Below are 23,958 nucleotides of genomic sequence, written 5' to 3' on the forward strand. Positions count from 1 at the left end.
TTTTTGTAGTTAATGATTAACCATTTTTTTATAGTAATTTGGTGCTTTAATGGTTTTTTGAGAGTGTTATCACAAATACTCAACAATTCTTTTTTATTTTGTACTTTTTATTTTGACTTTTTATTTTGAAGAGAGTAGCCATACACAGTAAAGACATTGCAGAGAGTAAACTTTTTTTTGTAAAACAAATTTTTACAGAATTAGAAAACTATGGAGTAGAGATTGTCATTTCAAAAGATTTTGATAGGCTACTTCATTCTATTAATTTCCGTCCCAATATTGTCGGTACTTTTTCAGCTCCTCATCACCTTTCTGGTGTAGATTTAATGCTAAGTGTGGGTGGTGACGGTACTTTTTTGGAAGCTGCCACTATCGTACAACATCAAAATGTTCCCATTTTAGGAATAAATACAGGACGTTTGGGATTTTTGGCAACGACTTCAAAAGAGCAAATTCATAGTGCATTAGAAAGCCTAATAGCAGGACATTATACACTAGATGAACGCATTTTATTAGAATTAGAAGCTGACCGAGATTTATTTAAAGGTGTAAATATTGCTCTTAATGAATTTGCAATTATGAAGCGAGATTCTTCCTCTATGATTGTAGTTCATACATATATTGATGGCGAATATCTGAACTCTTATTGGGCAGATGGTTTGATTGTCGCTACACCTACTGGTTCGACAGGATATTCTTTGAGTGTTGGAGGCCCTGTGGTTGTTCCTCAATCCAATAATTTTGTAATTGCTCCTGTTAGTCCTCATAATTTGAATGTACGTCCTCTGATTGTTCCAACAGAAAGTGTAATTGCTTTTGAAATAGAAGGACGCAGCAAAAACTTTTTGGTTTCTTTAGATTCTCGTTCAAGAAAAGTAGATAATACAATCCAAATGGCTGTCCGAAAATGCAATTATACATGCAAGATGATTCGTTTGGATGGTGATAGTTTCCTCAAAACACTTCGTGAAAAACTCAACTGGGGAATGGATATTCGAAATTATTTGAATCGATATTAAGAGAAATGATGAATTATAAATGTAAATCCCTCCCTGCCGTTGTCGGTGTCTCACCGACTACCTACAAACAACCAACTGCAATATTTAAAATTTACTTGCAAACTCAATTACGTTTTTCAAAATCTGTTTTCCTTCATTCAAATCTACTTTATTTTTTCTCAAATATTTTAAAGCAAGTTCTAAAAATGATTTTTGATTTATTTGAAAACTCTTGATTTTATCAAAATCTAAGTCTGTTTCAGACTGTAAAAAAGTAGTTTTGTCGTACCAAATGGTATTTTCTTTCACAAACCAAGTTTTAGAAAATTGCTTAGTTTTACTTATTTTTTCTTCAAAAACCTCTACAATCTCAAACTCAATTTTGTTACTAGTTGGAGTTAGGTATTTTTGTAAAAGAAACTCTCCTTGATTGGCAAAATGATGAAAATCTTTATAAATCGGAATCCGTGGAGCTTCATTTTTTAGCTCTTCTTTGTATTTAGATTTGAAAATATCACGCTGCCAAACGGCAAAAATGTAACCCAAAATGAGTTTGCTAGTGATATTTTCTTCTGTAGGAACTACAAAATTATTGGCTTCTTCTGCTTCTAGTTTTTCCCAATAATCTTCTATAAAATCAATGGCTTTTTCTGATTCTTGAAAATAATTTCTTAGTGTTTCGAAACTTTCTTTATTTCGTGCTGCTCTATTTTCTAATCTTTCAAAAGTTCGTTTTGTGTTTGTAAAAACTCGTTTGATTTGCTCAAATTGTATGTACGTATTTGTTTCTGGATGATGCAAATTTTCCTTCAACTCTTTTGTCATTTTGCTTTCATCTTTATCTATTATACTAGACAAAGCCCGTAATTCAAAGGCTAATTCCTGATTGACTTGCAAAAATTCAAATTCGGATAAGTCAAATAAAGTTTGAATAGCTTCTTCTACTTTTTCAATTCGTTTTTCAAAAGCTGCTGCATAGCCTCTTCTAAATTTATGAAGCGTATTTTTTGAAAAATTGATTTTTTTCTTGATTCCATTTTCAGTTTTTTCATAAATATAAAAAGGAAAAATATATGCATTTGTTAAAATATCATTCAAAAAACTAGGTGGAATTGGCTTATCAGTTGCCCAAACTTCACCTCCATTTGAAGTATTTGTCCAAAAAATAAGGATATTTTCACCTTGCTTTCGGTTTGGAAAAATTTTATCCAAATTATAAAAGTTTTCAAAGACACTTTTTTCATAATACCAAAAACCTTCCTCAAAAACAGAAATTTGAGTTTCAACTAAATTCTTCTCATCAAATTCTAATAGTTTACTCTCTGTTTTATGATTTATTTTTCCTTCAACTTTTTTCTCAATCTTTTCTTCAATCACTTTTATAGTATCTTTTTCAAAAAGTGTATTTGCAGCTAATTTAGAAACTAAAATGGTTTTCTTTTTTTCTAATTTACTCTTTTCCTGTTCTTCTGACTTTATAATTTGCTGATTGTAATTTTGAATAAACTCTTTAACTTTGAATTTCAGATTATTTTCTTTTTTAGGTTTAACCTCAGAATTTAATTGAATAAAATCTTCGATTTTCTGTGTTGGGATAGCTCTAAAATGTATCTTGAAAATAGAGTTTTTATTTTCTTTTGGAGGAGTGGCAGGAATAAGTTTTTGATATTCTGACAAAATTGGTTTTGGTTTCCAGCTACCAAGCAGAAAATTAGTCGTAAAATGAATTTTGTCTTTACTTAGTTCTGAATAGAAAACTCCTTTTTCTAGCTCTGTTTTCTTATAAAAAAATAGTCCTAAAGTAGTTTCATTTTTAGTTCTAGTTTCATAAATTTCAATTCTTTCAAACCACTCTTGTAACAAACGACGAAGAGAAGAAAGTGACTTTTTCGCTATAAAATCATTCTGATTTTCATTCAAACAAACAAATAAAATTCCCTTTTCTGAAAGCGATTTAAAGGCATTTTGAATGGAAGCAAAAAGCTGTTTTTCTTTTTTGGTTAGAGACTGGAAAAGTAAAATTTCTTTTATAGAATGAAAATTTTGAGTATCAGTATTTAAGATAATTAACTCATAATCAATTATTTCTATTCTATTTATAAGTTCTGAATTTTTCGAAAGACCAAAAATGCCCACTTGTGAAATTGGTTTCTTTGCTTCAAATCCAAATTGTGAAGTTTCATTTTGAGTAGAAAAAGCCAAAAGCAAAGCGAAAAAACTTTCAAAAGCTCCAAAGAGTGTTTTCTTTTTAAACTCTTCACTATTAAACTCTAATGACTTTAAAATTTCATTATCATTGAGCAAAATCCTTTTAGGCTTAATTTGATTTATTTTTTGTTGAATAATTGGAATAAAATCTAGTTTTGCCTTCTGACTTTCAAGATTATGATTCAAAAATTCATTTAGTATTCCATTAAAAATTCCATACAACAAAACTTCGCTTTCCTTTATCTTATTTTTTTGAGAAAAATCATTTACAAAACGCTCTATTTCAAGATAAGAAGCAGGAATTTCTAGTTTATGAGAATTGTTATAAAATCTAGTTAGAAAATTATTTATTGATTTTAAAATTTCCTGTCTTTGAAAAAATGATTTTTTAAAGTTACTTTTTGCATAAATGATTTTCCAAAACTCAAAAATTGTAATCCATTCAGAAAGTAAATAAATTGAATGTCCACCTTCTTCCAAGAGCTGAATAATAGGCTTTAAATCTTCTTTTTGTTTTGTAGAAAAACCTTTTCGAAACTGATTTTCAATTTCTTTTTTTTGTTCTATAAAATCTTTTTTAACTTGTTCTAAAAGTGGATTTATTTTTTGATAAAACTCTATTGACAAATTATGAATATCTTCTAAAAATTGTGTTTCTTCTTTATTAAGCTGCTTATAATCAGTTATCAAAATTGATTTCTGTTGAATAGACGTAATTTTGAAACTCTCTTTTTCTAAATTTTCATTTACTTCAATTTTTGCCCAAATTACATGCTGATTGTCCCAAATTTGAAAGTGTGTAGCCGAAAACTGCACTAAATTTAGCGAAGGAAAATGAGTTTTAAAGAAAGGAAATAGAGGAAAATTCATTTTAAAATTTTAACAAAAGAAAAACAAAAACACTGCTTTTTGTAATAAACTTATCGCTTGTAAAAGTGTTTAATATCCAAATAAAATTGTAGATTTAGTAAAAAAAATCAAACAAAATTAACTTTTTTTTCTTATAACTGTCTATTTGTCAGTTAGTGAAACAACGGCTTTATTTTAGTAAAAATAAGCATAAACAACAAGACAAATCAAGAAATTATTTACTTAATATACAAAACCATTTTTATATGTTTGATTACAAGAAATTTCATAATACAGACTTTTATCAGCACGCTCACAAAGCACAGGGTATTCCTACAACTACTTTAGAGGGTTATGCCAAACAAAGTATCACAAACTTTACTCCTTATATCATCGAAGAGCGTCAGTTAAATGTTGCTCAAATGGACGTTTTCTCTCGTTTGATGATGGACAGAATTATCTTTTTGGGAGTACCTATTGATGACCAAGTTGCAAATATTGTAACAGCTCAACTTTTGTTTTTAGAGTCTGCTGACCACGAAAAAGACGTTTTGATGTACTTAAATAGCCCTGGTGGTTCTGTTTATGCAGGTTTGGGTATTTATGACACAATGCAATATATTCGTCCTGATGTAGCTACGCTTTGTACTGGTTTGGCTGCTTCTATGGGAGCTGTGTTATTGACGGCTGGACAAAAAGGAAAGCGTACAGCTCTTCCTCATGCTCGTGTAATGATTCACCAACCATTGGGAGGAATTCAGGGACAAGCATCTGATATTGAGATTACAGCAAAACAAATTTTGATTGTTAAGAAAGAACTAACTCAAATTTTGGCTGATGCAAGTGGAAAAGATTATGAAACAGTTGAAAGAGATGCTGACCGTGATTATTGGATGATTGCACCAGAAGCAAAAGAATACGGCTTAATTGACGAAGTTTTGGAGCGTAAGAAAGACAAATAGTGATTAGTTATTAACTTTTAATGATTAGTTAGGAAAGGCATTATATTCTATTTTCTTTAGAATGTAATGCCTTTTTGCTTTATAGAAATTTTTCATCTTGTTTTTTTAAACAAAACTCTCCCAAAGTTGGTAGTATTTTAAAAAAGCAAAATACCTGAAAAATATTTAGAAACATACTTTCAATTATGCAAACTACAAAAGAAAATCCTGCAATTCCTTCTGCCGTTGTTGGTGTCTCTACCAATGATATTTTCATGTTTTATAAAAACCTACATTCAAAATTCAATAAAACTCGTCAAAGAACGCTTTCACTTTGTCAAGATTTAGAGCCAGAAGATTTTGTAGTTCAGCCAATGGCAGATGTAAGTCCTACAAAATGGCATTTGGCACATACAACGTGGTTTTTCGAAACTTTTTTGCTTGTTCCTTATCTCAAAGATTATAAGGTCTTTCACCAAGACTATAACTATTTGTTCAATAGCTATTATGAAACAGTTGGCAAAAGAGTATTGAGAACCGATAGAGGAAACCTTACTCGTCCAACAACAAAGCAAATTTATGAATATAGAAAGTATATAGATGCTTCAATTTCACTATTTTTTGAAGAACTCATTAAAAATAATCAGAAAGATAATGAGAAAAATAATTTTGATGATAAAACCGAGTTAGAAATAAAGAAACGTCTTTTCATTGGTCTTAATCACGAAGAACAGCATCAAGAATTATTGGTTACTGATATAAAATATGTTTTGGGAAATAACCCACTTTTTCCTGCTGTAAAGATGCCAATTGAAGATTTTACGATTTTTGAAGCAAAAGAAGAAAATAGCAATAAAGATTTTATCAAAATAAAAGAGGGAATTTATCAAATTGGTTTCCAATCAAAAAATGAAACTGATAATAATTTAGAAAATGAATTTTATTTTGATAATGAAAAAGGTGTTCATCGTGTCTTTGTAGAACAATTTGAAATTTCTAGAAATCTAGTAACCAATAGAGAATATTTAGAATTTATAGATGCAGGAGGGTATCAAAACTTCAATTTCTGGCTTGCAGAAGGTTGGGACTTTGTCAATCAGAACAAATTAAACTCGCCTTTATATTGGTTTAAAGAAGATACAGATAATAATAATGAGTGGTTGTATTATGATTTTAATCAGTCAGAAAATGGATTGCAACAACTAGATTTAGATGCGCCTTTATGTCATATCAGTTTTTATGAAGCTGAAGCCTACGCACAGTTTAGAAATATGCGACTTCCAACAGAACATGAGTGGGAAATTGCAAATGAGTTTTTTGAGTGGGGCAAACGTTGGGAATGGACACGTTCTGCCTACCAACCCTATCCAAATTTTGAAAAGGATGAAGGAGCATTAGGCGAATACAATGGAAAATTTATGATAAATCAGCTTGTTTTGCGTGGAAGTTCAGAAGCAACTGCTCCAAATCATTCAAGGTATTCGTATCGTAATTTTTTCCATGCTGACAAACGTTGGCAATACACAGGAATACGTTTGGTAAAGTAATTATTTTAAAAAATTATCAAAAAACCCAAAAAACTACTTTCATAATCGTTTTATCTAAGCTAAATTTGTAGATTGTATAATCAAATTGTTTGGGCATTTTAAATAAAAATTTAGAATATCTTCAATTTAAATTTACTTTTCTCTAAAAAAAGAGAAATAATCTTGACCATTACGACTCAACAAAATCATTTTTTACGATTAATTTTAACAAATTATTTCAAAAAAATAAAAATGATTTTCTATATATAGCAAAATAAAGCGATTCTGAATTTTAATATAATTAATTGATTTACAGAAATTTATACATAAAATTAATTTAAAGTTTTTACTATACATAAAAATAAAAACTAATTTTGAGCATTTTAGTCTCTCAAAACCCGTAGGGTTTCGAACCATTTTGCGTATGTGACTTTATCTATAAACTTTTTATAGACTTTTGTTTTTGTATTAGTAGTATTGATTATTTATTCTTTTTTAGAGAAATGAATATGTTTTTTTATTTACTTAAAAAATCATTTTAATCATTCATTCAATCTAAAGAAAATATATATAATGTATCTTGAAATCACAATTACGGCTATTGTAGCTTTGGTTGTAGGAATTTTGATAGGGCGTTTTTTGCTCATTAAAGTTTTGACAAGCCTAAAAGAAAAAGCAGAAAACGAAGCCAAATCAATCTTGCAAACTGCAAAAGCAGATGCTGCAAATCTTTTAAAAGAAAAAGAATTATCTGCAAAAGATCACTTTTTGAAACTTCAAGCAGAACATCAAAGAGAGTCTAACAAACGACAAAAAAATGTAGCTTCTCAAGAAGCCAAACTCAAAAAACAAGAGCAGCGTTTCCAACAAATCGAATTAAAATTAAAAGAAAAAGAAGTTTCTCTAAATAAGGAACAAGAACTTTTAGGCAAAGAAATCAATAAGCACCAACAGCGAAAAGATGATTTGTATAAAAAAATGGAAGCCGTCGAAACCAAGTTTGAAGAAGCCAATCGTTTAGAAAAGGAACAAATTGTTTTATTAGAAAAAGTCTCAGGACTTTCAGCCGAAGAAGCCAAAAGTCAACTCATTGAGTCTTTAGAAAAAGAAGCGCATACATTAGCTACTGCCAAAATTCGTCAAATAATGAGCGATGCAGAACTTACAGCCACTAAAGATGCCAAAAGAATTGTTCTTTCTACTATCCAAAGAACAGCGACTGAACATGCTATCGAAAATTGTGTGTCTATTTTCCATTTAGAAAGTGATGACATAAAAGGGAAAATTATTGGTAGAGAAGGAAGAAATATCAGAGCTTTAGAAGCTGCAACAGGAGTAGAAATTATTGTCGATGATACGCCAGAAGCAATCACTATTTCAGGTTTTGACCCAGTTCGTAGAGAAATAGCTCGCCTTTCTTTGCATCGTTTGGTGGCAGATGGAAGAGTTCACCCTGCAAGAATTGAAGAGGTTGTTGCCAAAACGACAGAACAATTAGAAGAACAAATCATCGAATTAGGAGAAAGAGCTGTTATCGAATTAGGAATTCACGGACTTCATTTAGAACTAATAAAATTGGTTGGAAAGATGCGTTTTCGTTCTTCGTATGGACAGAATTTATTACAACACTCAAAAGAAGTTACTCGCCTTTGTGCCACTATGGCAACTGAAATGGGTTTAAATGTAAAACTTGCCAAACGTGCAGGACTTTTACATGATATTGGAAAAGTTTGTACTGAAGACCCAGACAAACCACACGCTATTTTAGGAATGGAACTCGCTCAGCGTTATGGAGAACACCCAGAAGTTTGTAATGCAATTGGAGCGCACCACGATGAAATAGAAATGACTTCAATGCTTTCACCTGTTATTCAAGCCTGTGATGCTATTTCGGGTTCAAGACCAGGAGCAAGACGTGAAACAATGGAATCATATATTAAGCGTTTGCAAGATTTAGAAAGCCTAGCTACTTCGTATGATGGCGTAAATAAGTGTTATGCTATTCAAGCAGGACGAGAATTGCGTGTCATTGTTGATGCTGAAAATGTAATGGACGATAAAGCTGATGAAATTGCATTCAAAATTTCACAACAGATTCAAACTGAAATGCAGTACCCAGGGCAGGTAAAAGTTACAGTTATTCGTGAAAAACGAGCTGTACATTATGCTAAATAAATTTAGAAATTAGATTTTAGAAGTCAGAAGTGGTAGATTACAGTAGCGCAAAGGCTTGCCTTTGACTATTTAATCAATGAAATATGAAATTCAAATTTATAGATTTATTTGCTGGAATTGGTGGTTTTCATTTGGCAATGCACAGACTTGGAGGAGAATGTGTTTTTGCTTCTGAAATAGATGAGTATGCACGTCTTACTTACCAAGAAAATTATCAAAAAACATCTCCAAAACTATTTGAAAATAACCTTTTTAATAAAGATATTCGAACAGTTAGTCCAAAAGATTTACCTGATTTTGATGTTCTTTGTGCAGGTTTTCCGTGTCAGCCTTTTAGTCAGGCAGGTTACAAACGAGGCTTTGCAGATAATCACAGTTCAGAAAGAGGAAATTTATTTTTTAATATTGCTGAAATATTGGAAGCCAAGAAACCGAAAGCATTTTTTTTAGAAAATGTTCGTGGATTGGTTACACACGACAAAGGCAAAACCTTCAAAATTATTCGAAATATTCTTGAAAATGAATTAGGATATTCTTTTTACTATAAAGTGGTTCATGCTTCGGATTATGGCTTGCCACAACTAAGACCAAGAGTTTTTATAGTTGGCTTTAGAGATGAGGGTTTTATGAATAGTTTTAATTTTCCTGCGCCTATTCCTCTAAAATTTACGATGAGCGATGTTTGGCAAGGCGAATGTAGCCGAGAAATTGGCTTTACAATTCGTGTTGGAGGGCGTGGTTCTGATATTACAGACCGTAGAAATTGGGATAATTATTTGGTTGATGGCGAATTGAGAAGATTATCGTATATCGAAGCTAAGAAAATGCAAGGTTTTCCAAATGATTTTGAGTTTCCTGTCAGCAAAACACAAGCTATAAAACAGTTGGGAAATAGTGTTGCTGTTGATGCTGTCGAAGCTGTTGCTAAAAACCTTTTACATCATTTAGAAACACTTGAAAATAATCAAATTTTAGGAAATTGTAAAAATATTAAAGGAGGAAATAGCAATCAAAAAGCTGATATTTTATTAGATATTGAAAATGAAATTATCCAAAAAGAAAATGAAGGTTTTGGAATTAAATCCTATTTAGGAAGCAAACCCACTCTTTTAAATGCTTCTGGAAACACAAATTTTATTTTCAAGATAAACGGCATAGAAGAAGGTAATAAAACGATTATTGATGAGGTAAATAAAATAAATACAAGGACAAAATTAAAAGACAGAATAAATAAAATTGAGGAGTTAGGAGGTTTTTTTGAATATGTAGGAGCAGAAAAAGAGACAATGGACTTTAATCTCAAAATGATTGATAGCCAAATGCCTCAACTTATAGGAAAAATTTTGCTTTGCTTTTATAAAGAAAGAGTTTCTTCAATGGAAAAAATCACTAAGAAAATAACAGCTAAAAGTCAAGACAGAGAAAACACAAAAGACGAAGAAATTTTATTAAAAAATAAAATTAAAAACCTATTAGTAAGTATTCTTTTAGGTTTCTTTGCAGGTACAAAATGGAATGGTTCGTATGAGTCTAATGGAACAATTGTAATGAAAAATGATGGCAATTGTGTAGGATTTCATGTTGTAGAAATGGGAAATCTCAAAAACTATTTATTTGAAAATATCAAATTAGATACACCTTCCACAACTAGACACCGTTTTGGACAACTTTATTCCGAAAAAAATGGAGAGTTATTCTTTAAATTAAATTTACAACTTCGTTTTAGTTAGAAAACTAGAATAATAAAGTTATTTTTGTATTATTTCTAAATTCTGAAATCTAAAATCTAACTTTATTTATGCTTCTCGCTCCTTCTATTCTCGCTTCTGATTTTGCTAACCTTCAAAACGAGGTTGAAATGCTCAATAAAAGTCAAGCTGACTGGATTCATATCGATATCATGGACGGTGTTTTTGTGCCAAATATCTCGTTTGGTATTCCTGTTTGTGAAGCGATTGCAAAACACGCAAAAAAACATTTAGATGTTCATTTGATGATTGTCAATCCTGAAAAATATGTAGATAATTTTGCTCGTGCAGGAGCAAATACAATTTCTGTTCATATTGAAGCCTGTCAACATTTACATAGAAACCTTCAACAAATTCGTAATTTAGGATGTAAAGCAGGAATTGCAGTAAATCCTCATACTTCTATTTCTCAATTAGAAAATGTGATTGAAGAAACAGATTTAGTTTGTTTGATGTCTGTAAATCCAGGTTTTGGTGGGCAAAAATTTATCGAACAGACTTATAAAAAAGTAAGTCAGTTAAAAGAATTAATCTTAAAAACAGGCTCAAAAGCTCTTATCGAAATCGATGGAGGTGTAAATGCACAAAATGCAAAAAAACTTGTCGATGCAGGTGCAGACGTATTGGTGGCAGGTAATTTTGTATTTTCTTCTCCTGACCCAATGGAAACAATCAGTAGAATAAAATCATTAGTTTAGATTTGTAAGGAACTGTAAGTCAGCGAAGCTAAATGGCTTGCATACTGTACCCTACTATTTTTTTTAATAATAAGGTACAGTATGGCTTGCCTTTTCCTAGTAAGTAGTTTTATTTCAAAAAATTCTAACAAATACAATAATTTTGATTATTTTTAATTGAAAATGAAATTTCTATGCGCTTCTCTCAACTAACCTTCAAATAAGATTCTGAAAACGTTTGTAGCATTTCTTTCGTTATTATTGAAATTATATCAATTTATTGCTTATTTATATTAAACTACTTCTGCCGTTGTTGGTGTGTCTACCAACAACATCATTTTAAAATAAAAAACTATGCTCTTCGACAGATTAAAAAATATTATTCGCTCTACTACCAATGATTTCTTAGAGAAAAATGGACTTTCAGATGATGATTATATGAAAGCTATTGAAGATGAATATGAAAAAGAATTTGGTTCTTTAGGAAATAATGACTCTACTTCTTATTCTAGTGAATTTGATACAGAATATGAGTTTACTGCTCCTAAAGCCAATCCAAAAGAAAGAATTTATTATCATACTTTGGGTCTTTCAGAAGGAGCTTCTTATGAACAAGTCAAGACAGCTTATAAAAAACTAATGAAAGCATATCATCCAGACCGTCATCAAGCAGATCCAAAAAAACAACGTTGGGCAGTTGAGCAATCTCAAAAAGTAAATGAAGCCTATTCTTATTTTAAAAAGAAATATGAGAAATAAAATGATTATTTAAACTAGAAAATAAATTGATAAGTTAAAGCCCTTCAAAAATTTATTCTGTAAAGATTGTAAGGATTAAAAATTAATCAAAAACTATTGCTACTTTTATAACGTTTGCAAAAGGATAAGACCTTTTTTATGGATTAGAATGAAGTAGGATATCAAAATTAAATAAGTTACTATTAGTTAAAATCATGATTGACCTACACCATCTTTCAATTCATAATTTTTAATTTGTAATTCTTCCAAGGTCATTTTCCCTATTCTAAATTATTATTATTTGTTATTTTATATGTGGATATTTTTTAAACGTCTTTTTAATGTTGGAAAAGCTAAAGCACACGCCAAACTTGATAAAGTAGAAGATCCTGTTGCGCTCACAGAACAATCTATAAAGGATTTGAAACAAGACCTTGCTGAAAGCATGAAAAGTCTTGCTGAAATGAAAGCATTAGCTATTCGTACAAAAAGAGATGTCCAGCAAGCACACCGAGCAGCAGACCAATACGAACAGAGAGCGATGCAATTTATAGGCAAAGCAGAACAAGGTGATATTACTATGGATGAAGCTGATCGTTATGCTCTGAAAGCACTTGGGCAAAAAGACCAAATTTTGAGAGTTTCTTCTGCAAACGAGCAAAACTTACGTGCTTATGAAAACATGATTCGTAAGCTAGAGATTGATATTCAAAAAATCCGTACCCAGATAAATACGTGGGAAGGCGAACTTAAAACCCTTAAAGTTCGCTCACGCCTTTCTGAAACGAGCCGTCGTCTTAACGAACGCATGTCTTCACTTAGCAAAAACAGTATGAGTGATATGTTAGACGATATGAAAATGAAAGTAGAAGAGCAGGAAGCATTAGCTCAATCCTATGAAGATATTGCCATTAATGATAGCGATGTAGATAAAGAAGTAGATAAAGTATTGGGTAAAAATGCAGCAGCATTGCCTGAATTACCTACTCCACAAGACGCTCTAGCACAATTAAAAGCTAAAATGAAAGCATCACCTAAAACGACAGAGGAATTGATAGAAGAGGCTAATACAACTACTGTCACAAAAAAAATAGGCTCTTATTCAGAAAATGAGCAAGAAAATAATGCTACAAGCACAGAAGAAAAGAAAAATATTACTTTCAATAAAGTTGAAAAAAGTATTCCTCCAAAACGTCCACGTTTGCGTATTAGAAAAGAAGGTTTTGATGACTAAAATAGAATCAATGTCTTAAAATATTTGACTAACTAAACAATTATTTGTATCTTGGATTTTTACAATACTATCTTTTTATTGTGAAATTAGTTCAAGTAAAATTATTATCAAATATTATCCTAGCCTACTTATTTTATTATGAAAAAACTATTTTTACTCCGTCATGCACAAACGGAAGGCTATAGTCTTTCCAATCCAGATTTAAAACGAAAACTGACCGAACATGGTATTCAAGATGCTATGCGTTTGGGACAACTTTTACGTGAAGAAAATTTTGAAATCGATAAGATTGTTAGTAGTGTTGCTGTTAGAGCGCAAACTACTGCTCGTCTTATTGCCAACGGAATGCACTATGCTCCTTCTCAAATACAAATAGAAGAAGATTTATATCAATGTTCAGAAGTAGATTTGCTACGTTTTATCAATCAAATTGATGATAACTATATCAATAATTTGTTTTTGGTCAATCATAATCCAGCAGTTTCTGCCCTAATTTATTTACTTTCAGAAAAAGATTATGGATTTCTAAGCCCTTGTAGTTTAGTTATTTTTTCTTTTGATGTAGAAAATTGGACAGAAATAACACGAGGAAGTGGCAAAATAGAAGAAATTCGTGTTCCAGAAAATGGCTTTGAAGTGGTTACTCTCTAATTAATCAAACATAATTCGTTTGGCAATACTTCTTCCCAAGGTAATTTCATCTGTATATTCAAGTTCACTTCCGATAGGAACACCACGAGCAATTCCACTGACTTTCACCCCTTGTTTTCTTAGCTTTTTAGTGAGATAAAAAGCTGTTGTATCCCCTTCCATTGTAGCATTAAGAGCTAAAATAACCTCTTTTACACCATTTTGTGTGCGTTCTAATAAAGAATCAATATTCAAATCTGACGGACTAATCCCCTCAATAGGCGAAATAACTCCCCCCAAAACGTGGTACAATCCATTATATTGAGCCGTATTTTCAATAGCCAGCAAATCAGGAACTTCTTCTATTACACAAATTAATGTTTCATCTCGCTTCGGACTTTTACAAATACTACAAATATCTGTATCTGAAATAGTATGACACTTTTTGCAATACACTGTTTTTTCACGAAGAGCAATTAATGATTTAGTGAGTTCTTCTACATCTTGCATTTCTTGTCTAAGCAAGTGCAGAGCCAAACGCAAAGCTGATTTTTTACCAATACCTGGCAAACGAGAAATTTCGTTTACAGCATCTTCTACTAATTTGGAGGGATAATTCATAGTTCAGTTATCAGTTTTTCAGTTACCAGTAAACAGTCATCATTTAAAAACAATAGAATATTTTGACTGCAAAAAACGTAATCTCTATAGCTTTAGTTATGTTTTAAAAGACTTTTTTTGATACTCTCATAGCAAAAACAGCTTACAAAAATACATAAAATAGAGCAGTTTTAAAAGCTGTTTTGGTGGGTGTATATAGATGAATTATAAAATCTCTACCCAAATATTTTTATCACAGACAGCTTTTCGAAGTGGTTTGAGTTCATTGAATGTTCCTGTTGTAATAGTTGAGTGTCCTTTTGTATTTGCCTCTGTGACTACATCAAAAGCATCTCCAGAAGAGAGTTTACAAACTTGAATAAGTGTTTTGATAATATAGTCTAGCTCATTTTTTTCATCTTTGAAGAGAACTAACTCACGTTCTAAAGAGGCATCTAGTTGTTCTTCCGACTCAGTAAGTGTTTCAATTAATGTTTCTGTTAGTTGTTTCCTTTGAGGAATAGATTTTTGATTGGCGTATATGGTTTTCATAATAACGATTTATTTTAATTCTGTATGTGAATAGAAATTCTATTCATAAATAATGTTTGAGATAGAATAAAGTTTAAGCTATTTTTGTAAAAAGCAAAGAAAGTAATAGTATTTTAGTTCGTAACTTTTAATTCGCAATTGAATATGATAAGCGTCGTAATGCCTGTTTTTAATGGAGAAAAATTTCTCAAAATGGCTATTGAAAGCATTTTAAATCAAACTTATACTGATTTTGAATTAGTCATTATAAATGATGGCTCAACCGATAAAAGTGCAGAAATCGTAAAATCGTATCCAGATACTCGTATTCATTTTTTAGAGAATGATGGAAATAAAGGTATTTTTTATACTCGTAATCGTCTTTTTGATGAAGCAAAAGGAAAGTATATTGCCATTTTGGATTGTGATGATTATGCAGAACCAACACGATTAGCAAAACAAGTTGATTTTTTAGATAAAAATAATGAATTTGGTTTGGTAGGTTCTTGGATTACACTTATTGACGAGGAAAATACAATCAAAGGAGCTTGGCAACTAGAACATCGCCCAGAAAGAATTCCTGCAAAACTGCTCTTTTTTAATCAATTTGCACAGTCTTCTATCATGATGAGAAAAGAATTTGCAGATTTAAAATATAGAGAAAACTATCCACCAACAGAAGATTACGACCTTTGGATACGTATTTCACAAAAAACTAGGGTTACAAATTTGGCTGAATCTCTAGTAAAATACAGAATTCACGAAAATAATATTAGTCAAACCCAAAAAGAAACAGCAAGTAGAAATATATTGAAAATCTATAAAAATCAATTAGAAGAATTAGGAATTTATGCCAATCAAGATGAATTAATCATTCATAAAAAAATAGGAAATATGGATTTTGAGCAAAATAATACTTCTTTTTTCGAAAAAGTACAGCATTGGTTAGAACTACTTCATTCTAAAAATCAAGAAATAGAAATTTATAATAAACTCGTTTTTAATGACCTTTTAGGAGAATATTGGGCAGAGCTTTTATCTAAAAATATTGACCTTCCTATTTCTAAGAAAGAATTTCATAATTCTGTTTTGTCTTCTTACCTAAATTCTACAAAAAAAAGTAGTCTTTCAAAAGCCTTTAGATTGCGTTCTTTCCCTTTTAACTCAACAGTAAAGCCTATTTTGAACCGTTGGCAATCTTGGAAAAACAGAAAAAAATAAATTTAATTGTTTTTAGCTTCTGTAACTTCTGTTACCAAATTAGTGAAGAGAATGCTCTAATTTTGTTATATGCAATTTAGTTTTACACACTCTACAATTATATACAATTATGTTAGACGCAATTAAAAATTTATTTGGTTCATCAACTCCAACAGATTATAAAGCACTTTTAAAAGAAGGTGCGATTATTATTGATGTTCGTTCGAAAGGTGAATATACAGGAGGACACATTCAAAATTCTAAAAATATTCCTTTAGATACTTTAGCAAATCAACTTGGACAGTTTAAAGACAAAAATCAAATTATTATTACCTGTTGTGCATCTGGAATGCGTAGTGGAAGTGCAAAAAGTTTATTACAATCAAAAGGTTATACCAATGTTTATAATGGTGGTGGCTGGTCTAGTTTGAACGGAAAGATTTAAAGAAAGAAGGTATATGTAAAAGACAATTATAATTAAAAAGTAAAAACGGTATTTGATTTTTGAATTCAAATACCGTTTTTTTAATTATTTCTTTTTTATTAAAATTTCTCCCTCATCAGTTATTTCAATGATTCCTTCTGGAATATCTGTTTTATTGAGATTTTGAATAATTGGAATTACTCTTTTCTGTTTGTCAAGTGTAACTCCTCCACGCCCAAGCTGAATAATAGGTGTAATCTGTCCAGAAATAAATTTACCTTTATTATCAACTTTCAAATTCACAATTGGTGCAAGTCCACTTTCTCCACGCAAGCTAAAACGGTCATACGTACAAAAGTTTCCTAAACTATAAGCTATAAATCTATCTTTATACACTTCCATAGCACGAGTAACGTGAGGCCCATGTCCGAAAATAATATCTGCTCCTGCATCAATCATGGCATGTGAGAAAGCATACACATTTCCTCTATTCTCGCCATAAAAAGTTTCTGCTTTGCGTGTAATATGCTGTTTACTTCTACCTTCTGCTCCCCCATGAAAAGAAACAATAACGACATCACAAGAATCATTTAATTTTTTTACAATTGCTTCGGCTGCTTTTATATCTCTAATATCCATTGTTCCAGAATTAGGAGCAAATGCTGCAAAACCATATTTTATTCCTTCTTTTTCAAACATTGTATAAGGAGACGAAGTAAGACCTGCATATTCTACATCAATACTTTCTAAGAATTTTTTACCATTTTCTCGTCCTTCATTTCCAAAATCGCCTACATGATTGTTTGCAATACTGACTACATCAAATCCACCTTGTTTCAATACATCTTCAACTAATTTTTCAGGCATACGAAAAGCATAACAAACAGCAGGATTTGAACAGTGTTTTACTTGTCCTCCTTTATCTAAAACAACACCTTCCAAATTTCCGAAAGTAATATCTGCACTTTTTAGGATTGAGTCTACTTCTGAAATCAAATTTTCACCTTCGTTGGGTGGTAAATGGGCAGCAGAAGGAAAATTTGTTCCAAACATCATATCTCCCACTCCAATAATTTGAAGAGTTTGTTTTTTTGAATTATCAGCTACAGAGGAAAGCAGGCTATCTTTCAGTTTTAGCTTTAAGGAATCAGTCAAGTCATTAATAAGAGCTAAAGAATCATTTGTGCTATTTAAATTTTGAGTTGCTTTATAATCTGTTTGGCTACAACCAAAATGAGAAATATTAATAGCAGGAAGGAAAAAAATGAGAAAGAGAATTTTTTGAATTTTCATAAAAACTAGGGGAATGATTTTTTATAGTGAGTATAAATAATAATATTTTAAATATAAAATTAGTCAGAAATAATTGATTAATAAAAATCAAAAAACGTTAATTATACATTAATAAAAATTTAATTTGGTTATAGCTTGTAAAAACAAATAAAATTTCGTATATTGACTGTGTCAGTAATTTAACTGACAAGAAGTAAGAATTTATGTCTGTCTTTATAAAAGATATAACTACTTACTCATTTGTGCTTCAATTTTTCTAAAACACTAATTAAATGATTTTTATTGCCACAGAAGACCAAAAAGGGAAAATAACTGCATTTTTTTCAAAAAACAAGAAACAACTTAAAGAAAAAGGATTCAAATGGATTCGCAAATTTGACGACGAACACCGTGCTATTTTATGGGTAAATGAAAGCTATTTACTCAATCAAAAAGAATTTCTTTATTAAATTAAATATAATTATATATAAATGTTAAGCGAATTAAAATGAAGAGAACAAAAAGTAATTATTCATTCGTAATTCAACATTAATAATTATTCAAAATAGTCTTTCGCTATTATTTCTAAATACTCGTGATACGGACTTAGTTTGGGGAGCGCATTTTTTACTTTTAGATACAATTGCTCTGCATAGAGCTTGTCATTTTTCCCAATAGCTTGTGATAATTCAGTCAGATAATCATCCATAATAGGCGAAATTTCGGTTACACTTCCTAAAAGACGAGCCAAAATTTCGCTGATTGTCCAAGCCCAAGGCATTCCTTCCATCAAAAGAGGATGAGCAATAATTCGCTCATCTTCCCATTCTAAAGAAATAACATTATTAGCAGACATTGATTGAATCATAAATGGACTTTGTGTGCCTACCAAAAACTGTGTATTAGGAAAAACCTCTGAAAGACGAGGAATAAGTGTGCGCTGCAAATTAGGACTTAAATGCACATCAATTTCATCAATCAAAACAATTGCTTGTATACTTTCTGGATGTTGTAAATCAAAAGGATGTTGGATGGCTCGTACACATAAATCCAAAATCCAACTAAAGACAGTTTGAAAACCGTCTGACATAGCCGAAATAAGAGCTTCTCCAGCAGAAGTTTGAAAAATAAAATCTCCATCTTTATTCAATCCTAAAAGTCCTTGCTCTAACTTTTCATCTTGGTCACTCTCTGCAATATTTTGAGGAGGAGAAAGCAAACGATTAACTATTTTTCGAATGGCTTCAATGTTATTTTCTATGTAAAAATAGGTACTATGGTCGTCTTCACTTTTTAAAAAGCCATTTTCACCAAATAGGGAAGCAATAGGCGCAAAAGTACGGTGTTGAAAATCATAATTTTTCATTCCTCTCTTTCCTGTACTGTATCCTAGAATCAATAAGTTTTCACGTATTATTTCAAAATAACGGCGATGACTTCCTGTATTCATCACTCCATTTTTATCAATCTTAAACTTAATATTTACTTCTTCTCCAAAACCTTGTAGACGCAATACTAAATGTCCTGCGTCTTTATTGCCATGAACGACATTTTCCCAGCCATAATTAATTGGAGGTTTAGGAATATTGGAAAGACCTAATGCAATAAGTTGCAAAATTGTAGATTTTCCTGTTCCATTTGTTCCTACAATAAGTGTAATATTCTCTTTTGTATGAATATGAGGCAAATCAATAGATAGTTTGTCAAAACAGCGTATATTTTTGATAAACATAGACTCCAAAATAAGCGTATTGTCTTCACTTGCTCGCTGCTCTTCTGGAAAATCAATATTCAAGAAAGGTGTAATTGTTTCTATAAAATGAACTTGAACTTGCTCCAAAACACGCATCACTTCAAAATCTTCACACTCTTCAATAAAAAAATATTCAAAATTGAAAAGCATATTTTTACCCAACATAGCATGTGGCGTTCGTTGTGCAGCCATTGCATTTAATTCTGTCAAAACAGGCTCAAAATGCTCTCGTAATAGTGAAAGTGGTGCTGGATAACGAACTGTTTTTTCTAAAAGGTCAGTAGCAGCTTGATAGAGTTTTTGAGTAATTTCACGTATAATTCGATGACGAGCTACTGCTGATGAACCCATATTTATTTTATAGGCTGTAATAGTAGAAGCTGCACGCAAATTTCTTTTTATAGGCTGTAAATTTCCTTCTCTATCAATGGCAATATATTTTTCAGGAACATCTAATTCGGGATTGATAATAAGAGGATCTTCTGCCAAATGAATATCTGAACTGGCACGCCAAAGAGTTCTATCTTCTGGTGGAGTTTTTACTCGTTTGTGCTTATTCATTATTGGAAACTGACTATCTTCATAGAGTTTACATTCTTCACAAACGGGTAAAAGGTTTGTCCATTCATAAATTAACCAATAATACAGTTCTGGTGGACGATAATGAGTCAAAAAAGCAGTTGATTCTTCAATAGAAATTCCTACTTCACAAAAGGCACATTTGTTATAATGAATTTCAAGAAGCTTGCCCAAAACATCTTCATGCATCAGAATATCCAGACGAGGATACCCCACAAACTTTCCTATCTCCAAAACTGTCTGAATAACTTTTTCAGTTGCTGGAGATTGTAAAATAGCAGGAACATCATTTGGATTTTTTCGTACTGAAATCATAAAATTAATTTAGTTGTTGGTGTCGGCTGTGCTACAACACCAACAACGGCATTGGAGTTTATTACGTTTACGTATTTTGTTGGCTTTCTTTCAAGTAAAGAGCTAATTTTTCACAAAGTTGATGAATTTCTTGTGCCATATACTCGTCATTGGTAGCTCGCAGAAGCGTATCTGCCATTCCACCCAAAATATTAATACTAAAACCTTTCATTTCTTCGACAGGCATGTCTTTTGTCCACAGGTCTAGGCGAAGACAATTTTTTTCATGACCATCCCAAATAGCTAAAGCAATCGCTTTTGCTTCTTCAAGTTGTTGTCCAGAATCACTTGCTTTCCAAAATATCTTTTCTGGAAGGTCTTTATCATCTAATTCTATACTAAAACGGATTTCAGATTGTTTCATTTTGTTGTTTTATATGATGTTGCTCATGAATACACAAGCAATGGCGAATAATGAAGACAAATTTACGAAAAAATAAACTCTATTATAATCAACCTGATTACTAATTTAATTTTCATATAATTTCTCAAAACTACAAAAATTAGCCAATTTATTATATTTCATTTTTGTAACTTTGATTTATGGAAAAAACAATGAATATTGACGATTTTTATAAGTGTACTTCATATCCGATTCCACCTTCTTTGCGTTATGAAGTCGGACATTTTAATGTATTCAAAATAGATGAATTTTCAGGGGAAAATTCAAAACCTATTCCCTATAATAGAAGAAATTATTACAAAGTCAGTGTAATTATAGGAAAAAATAGAGTACATTATGCTGATAAGACCTTTGAAGCTGAACATAATACTTTACTTTTTGCTAGTCCTCACATTCCTTATGACTGGAATCCTCTAACAGAAAATTTGAGTGGTTTTTTTTGTGTTTTTACAGAAGAGTTTTTTCATAATTATGGAAATATAAAAGATTATCCTGTTTTTAATCCAAGTGGAAATTCTGTTTTTTCTATTTCTGATGAAGATGTTAAAGCTTTTTCATTGATTTATGATAAAATGTTTAAAGAAATAAATTCAGATTACGAATACAAATATGATGTATTGAGAAGTTTAGTTTTAGAAATTGTTCATAAGGCTATCAGAATGTATCCTGCTCAAAAAACAGAAGTACATACAAATGCAGCTATGCGAATTTCGAATTTATTTTTAGAACTTTTAGAACGACAATTTCCTATTGAAGATACATTTCAGAAAATTAATTTCAAAACACCTTCGGATTTTGCTAATCAATTAGCTATTCACGTCAATTATTTGAATAAAACATTGAAAGAAACTACACAGATGACTACTTCTGAGCTAATTGCAAAACGTGTTTTACAAGAAGCCAAAATAATATTAAAACATACAAAATGGAATATTTCAGAAATTGCTTTTTCATTAGGTTTTGAAGAAACAACTCATTTTAATAATTTTTTCAAAAAACATCTTCATCAAACTCCTACTCAATTTAGAAATAGTTAATAGAGATTTGATTTTCGTAACTTTTGGTTTGATTTGTAATAACCACTAGCTTTTTTTTCCTGCTACTTTTGTAAGGTAATTTATTCAAAACCATTTATAAAAAATCAAACACATGGAAAATCAAACAAAAATCGCAGTAGTAACAGGTGGAAGTCGTGGATTAGGAAAAGATATGGCAATAAATATTGCTAAAAAAGGAATTGATGTTATTCTGACCTACAATAACAACAAAGAAGAAGCTCAAAAAGTAGTAAAACAAATTGAAGAAATCGGACAAAAAGCTGTTGCACTTCAATTAAATGTAGCAGAAATTAAAAGTTTTGATTCTTTTACAGAGAATGTAAAAACAGCTCTAAAAAATCACTTTAATTCTTCAAAAATAGATTTTTTAATCAATAATGCAGGCATAGGAATTCATACTGCTTTCACTCAAACTACTGAAGAACAATTTGATATTTTATCAACTATTCATCTCAAAGGAGTCGTTTTTCTTACTCAAAAAATGTTGCTAATTATGAATGATGGAGGAGGAGTTGTTAATATCTCTTCAGGATTGACACGTATTGCTTTAGCAGGATATTCTATTTATGCTACTATGAAAGGAGCTATCGAAACTCTTACTAAATATCAAGCAAAAGAATTGGGGGAAAGAAAAATTAGAGTAAATGTAGTTGCCCCTGGAGCAATAGAAACAGATTTTGGTAATGGAACTGTACGAGATAATGCTGATGTAAATGCTTTTATTGCTGCTAATACAGCTCTAGGACGTGTAGGTTTACCTGATGATATTGGAAGTGTGGTTGCTTTTTTGTGTACACAGGATGCAAAATGGGTAAATGCACAACGTATTGAAGTTTCGGGTGGACAAATGATTTAGTTTCCTTGTTGATAAAGATACAAAAGTCTTCATTCTACTAGAATGAAGACTTTTGTATCTTTAAATTTGAATTTCGGTTTTTACCCAAGGATTCAATGAGCTATTCTTTTTTTTTAAAATTGCTTGATAATATTTTACTCGTTCTTCCTTTTCCCAATTTGTATAAATTTCAATAATTTTATTTAATTCATCTGAACTAATATCAGTTTCATCTTTTTTTAGAATATCAGACAGCATAGTATTTTCAAGTTTTAATTGTCTGATTTTTTTTCTACAAATTATACAATGAACAGGTACTGAATCAATCCAAAACTTTAAACTTTCAAACCAATATTTCTTTTCCTTTTTAGCAAAAATAAAATCTGAATTGCAATTTCTACATTTAAGTTGGGAGTCATAATAGGCATAATTCGGATTCCAAGAGTAATTTTGCAAACTAGGGTTTGCTTTAATTGCTTTTTTATCTTCTAAACAAATATCACAAGCCCAATCAAAATTACTATCTATAAAACTATTATATGTATCAATTTTTAAATCCTTATAGTGATTGTATTGAATTTTATCTACTTTTTCCATTTCAGAAATTGCCATCTTCATTTCTGTTTTGTGTACTTCAGCTTTACAAGAAGGGCATTTGGCGTATTTCCTTTTACCTTTTTTCATTGGGTTAATATTTTATTTCAAATTACCTAAAAAACTACTACTCTATTTCCCTTAACCCCCCACAGTTTCCACACTCACTTTACAAACTTTCCTCAAAAGCTCAATGAGACTCTTTTTTTGATTATTCAAGCCAATTAACAATTTGAAGATTAGAAATATTCTCATAATCCTTTAGATTGTTTGTACAAATAGTAAGATTATTTTCTAAGGCAATACCAGCTATATACAAATCATTTACTCCTGAATGAAGACCTGTTTGTCTTAAAGTTGCATAGATTTTTGCTGATAAATGTGTAGAATGTTCTGTAAGTTCTAGTATTTTATGTTTGGTTATAAAACCTTGAAATATTTCTAATTTCCCAAAAGCATTTTTTGCTCTAAGTCCACTTTCTACTTCAAAAATAGTAGGACGAGCAATATTTATATATCCTACTGTATTAAGATAATTATTAAAATTCTTCGTAAGAACTGGATAATTTTTGAATAAATAATAGGACAAAATATCTGTATCTACTAAAACTTGTATCATAAATTTATTTCT

Annotated in this window: 22 protein-coding genes; 14 read left to right on the forward strand and 8 right to left on the reverse strand. The window is 30.7% G+C overall.

Annotated elements, in window-relative coordinates; genetic code table 11:
• The first annotated feature begins 125 nt into the window (after positions 1-125).
• Entirely contained in the window at positions 126-1,019 is an 894-nt protein-coding gene (locus V9L04_RS03935) for an NAD kinase (RefSeq protein WP_338792769.1), read from the forward strand.
• Positions 1,020-1,103: 84 nt separating this feature from the next.
• Here V9L04_RS03935 and V9L04_RS03940 read toward each other — a convergent pair whose 3' ends face one another.
• Positions 1,104-4,076: a type ISP restriction/modification enzyme gene (locus tag V9L04_RS03940; protein WP_338792770.1), complete on the reverse strand. Its 2,973-nt coding sequence runs from the start codon at positions 4,074-4,076 to the stop codon at positions 1,104-1,106.
• 245 nt (positions 4,077-4,321) lie between these two features.
• On the opposite strand from V9L04_RS03940, the gene V9L04_RS03945 reads away from it, so the two are divergent.
• The 8 genes from V9L04_RS03945 (at position 4,322) to V9L04_RS03980 (ending at position 13,745) form a co-directional block, all read left to right on the forward strand.
• Entirely contained in the window at positions 4,322-5,017 is a 696-nt protein-coding gene (locus V9L04_RS03945) for an ATP-dependent Clp protease proteolytic subunit (RefSeq protein WP_338792771.1), read from the forward strand.
• A gap of 185 nt (positions 5,018-5,202) precedes the next feature.
• Positions 5,203-6,543 carry an ergothioneine biosynthesis protein EgtB gene (egtB, locus tag V9L04_RS03950; protein ID WP_338792772.1) on the forward strand — a complete coding sequence of 447 codons (1,341 nt, stop codon included), beginning with the start codon at positions 5,203-5,205 and terminating at the stop codon, positions 6,541-6,543.
• 552 nt (positions 6,544-7,095) lie between these two features.
• Positions 7,096-8,697 (forward strand): ribonuclease Y, encoded by a 1,602-nt coding sequence (gene rny / locus V9L04_RS03955; RefSeq protein WP_338792773.1) that lies wholly within the window; start codon positions 7,096-7,098, stop codon positions 8,695-8,697.
• An 83-nt stretch (positions 8,698-8,780) separates the two neighbouring features.
• The gene (locus V9L04_RS03960) at positions 8,781-10,427 is read left to right on the forward strand and encodes an HpaII family restriction endonuclease (protein ID WP_338792774.1); all 1,647 of its coding nucleotides are present in this window, start codon (positions 8,781-8,783) and stop codon (positions 10,425-10,427) included.
• A gap of 68 nt (positions 10,428-10,495) precedes the next feature.
• The gene (rpe, locus tag V9L04_RS03965; protein ID WP_338792775.1) at positions 10,496-11,143 is read left to right on the forward strand and encodes a ribulose-phosphate 3-epimerase; all 648 of its coding nucleotides are present in this window, start codon (positions 10,496-10,498) and stop codon (positions 11,141-11,143) included.
• A 333-nt stretch (positions 11,144-11,476) separates the two neighbouring features.
• Positions 11,477-11,881: a J domain-containing protein gene (locus V9L04_RS03970; RefSeq protein WP_338792776.1), complete on the forward strand. Its 405-nt coding sequence runs from the start codon at positions 11,477-11,479 to the stop codon at positions 11,879-11,881.
• A 292-nt stretch (positions 11,882-12,173) separates the two neighbouring features.
• Positions 12,174-13,094 (forward strand): PspA/IM30 family protein, encoded by a 921-nt coding sequence (locus tag V9L04_RS03975; RefSeq protein WP_338792777.1) that lies wholly within the window; start codon positions 12,174-12,176, stop codon positions 13,092-13,094.
• A gap of 138 nt (positions 13,095-13,232) precedes the next feature.
• A complete protein-coding gene (locus V9L04_RS03980; RefSeq protein ID WP_338792778.1) occupies positions 13,233-13,745 on the forward strand; it encodes a histidine phosphatase family protein in 513 nt (170 codons plus the stop codon).
• On the opposite strand, the gene recR is transcribed toward V9L04_RS03980, so the two are convergent.
• Positions 13,746-14,345, reverse strand: coding sequence for a recombination mediator RecR (gene recR, locus V9L04_RS03985; RefSeq protein WP_338792779.1), 600 nt, complete (start codon positions 14,343-14,345; stop codon positions 13,746-13,748).
• A gap of 204 nt (positions 14,346-14,549) precedes the next feature.
• Positions 14,550-14,876: an ATP-dependent Clp protease adaptor ClpS gene (locus V9L04_RS03990; RefSeq protein ID WP_338792780.1), complete on the reverse strand. Its 327-nt coding sequence runs from the start codon at positions 14,874-14,876 to the stop codon at positions 14,550-14,552.
• Between the two features lie 144 nt (positions 14,877-15,020).
• Between V9L04_RS03990 and V9L04_RS03995 the strand changes: the two genes are divergently transcribed.
• Positions 15,021-16,076 carry a glycosyltransferase gene (locus V9L04_RS03995; RefSeq protein ID WP_338792781.1) on the forward strand — a complete coding sequence of 352 codons (1,056 nt, stop codon included), beginning with the start codon at positions 15,021-15,023 and terminating at the stop codon, positions 16,074-16,076.
• Positions 16,077-16,185: 109 nt separating this feature from the next.
• Positions 16,186-16,500 (forward strand): rhodanese-like domain-containing protein, encoded by a 315-nt coding sequence (locus V9L04_RS04000; protein ID WP_338792782.1) that lies wholly within the window; start codon positions 16,186-16,188, stop codon positions 16,498-16,500.
• Positions 16,501-16,584: 84 nt separating this feature from the next.
• On the opposite strand, the gene V9L04_RS04005 is transcribed toward V9L04_RS04000, so the two are convergent.
• Positions 16,585-17,772 carry a CapA family protein gene (locus V9L04_RS04005; RefSeq protein ID WP_338792783.1) on the reverse strand — a complete coding sequence of 396 codons (1,188 nt, stop codon included), beginning with the start codon at positions 17,770-17,772 and terminating at the stop codon, positions 16,585-16,587.
• Positions 17,773-18,044: 272 nt separating this feature from the next.
• On the opposite strand from V9L04_RS04005, the gene V9L04_RS04010 reads away from it, so the two are divergent.
• Positions 18,045-18,221, forward strand: a complete 177-nt coding sequence (locus tag V9L04_RS04010; protein WP_338792784.1) for a hypothetical protein — start codon at positions 18,045-18,047, stop codon at positions 18,219-18,221.
• An 86-nt stretch (positions 18,222-18,307) separates the two neighbouring features.
• Here the strand turns inward: V9L04_RS04010 and V9L04_RS04015 are convergent, their stop codons facing one another.
• Positions 18,308-20,398, reverse strand: coding sequence for an AAA family ATPase (locus V9L04_RS04015; RefSeq protein WP_338792785.1), 2,091 nt, complete (start codon positions 20,396-20,398; stop codon positions 18,308-18,310).
• Between the two features lie 67 nt (positions 20,399-20,465).
• Positions 20,466-20,801, reverse strand: coding sequence for a gliding motility protein GldC (gldC, locus tag V9L04_RS04020; RefSeq protein ID WP_338792786.1), 336 nt, complete (start codon positions 20,799-20,801; stop codon positions 20,466-20,468).
• Between the two features lie 191 nt (positions 20,802-20,992).
• Here gldC and V9L04_RS04025 point away from each other — a divergent pair, with 191 nt between their 5' ends.
• Positions 20,993-21,877: a helix-turn-helix transcriptional regulator gene (locus V9L04_RS04025; protein ID WP_338792787.1), complete on the forward strand. Its 885-nt coding sequence runs from the start codon at positions 20,993-20,995 to the stop codon at positions 21,875-21,877.
• A gap of 112 nt (positions 21,878-21,989) precedes the next feature.
• Positions 21,990-22,754 (forward strand): SDR family oxidoreductase, encoded by a 765-nt coding sequence (locus tag V9L04_RS04030; RefSeq protein ID WP_338792788.1) that lies wholly within the window; start codon positions 21,990-21,992, stop codon positions 22,752-22,754.
• A 60-nt stretch (positions 22,755-22,814) separates the two neighbouring features.
• Here the strand turns inward: V9L04_RS04030 and V9L04_RS04035 are convergent, their stop codons facing one another.
• A complete protein-coding gene (locus V9L04_RS04035) occupies positions 22,815-23,417 on the reverse strand; it encodes a zinc-ribbon domain containing protein (RefSeq protein WP_338792789.1) in 603 nt (200 codons plus the stop codon).
• A 121-nt stretch (positions 23,418-23,538) separates the two neighbouring features.
• On the reverse strand, positions 23,539-23,946 hold the full coding sequence (locus V9L04_RS04040; RefSeq protein ID WP_338792790.1) for a PIN domain-containing protein: 408 nt from the start codon (positions 23,944-23,946) through the stop codon (positions 23,539-23,541).
• Positions 23,947-23,958: the final 12 nt, after the last annotated feature.

This window comes from Bernardetia sp. MNP-M8 (assembly GCF_037126285.1).
Taxonomy (GTDB): domain Bacteria; phylum Bacteroidota; class Bacteroidia; order Cytophagales; family Bernardetiaceae; genus Bernardetia.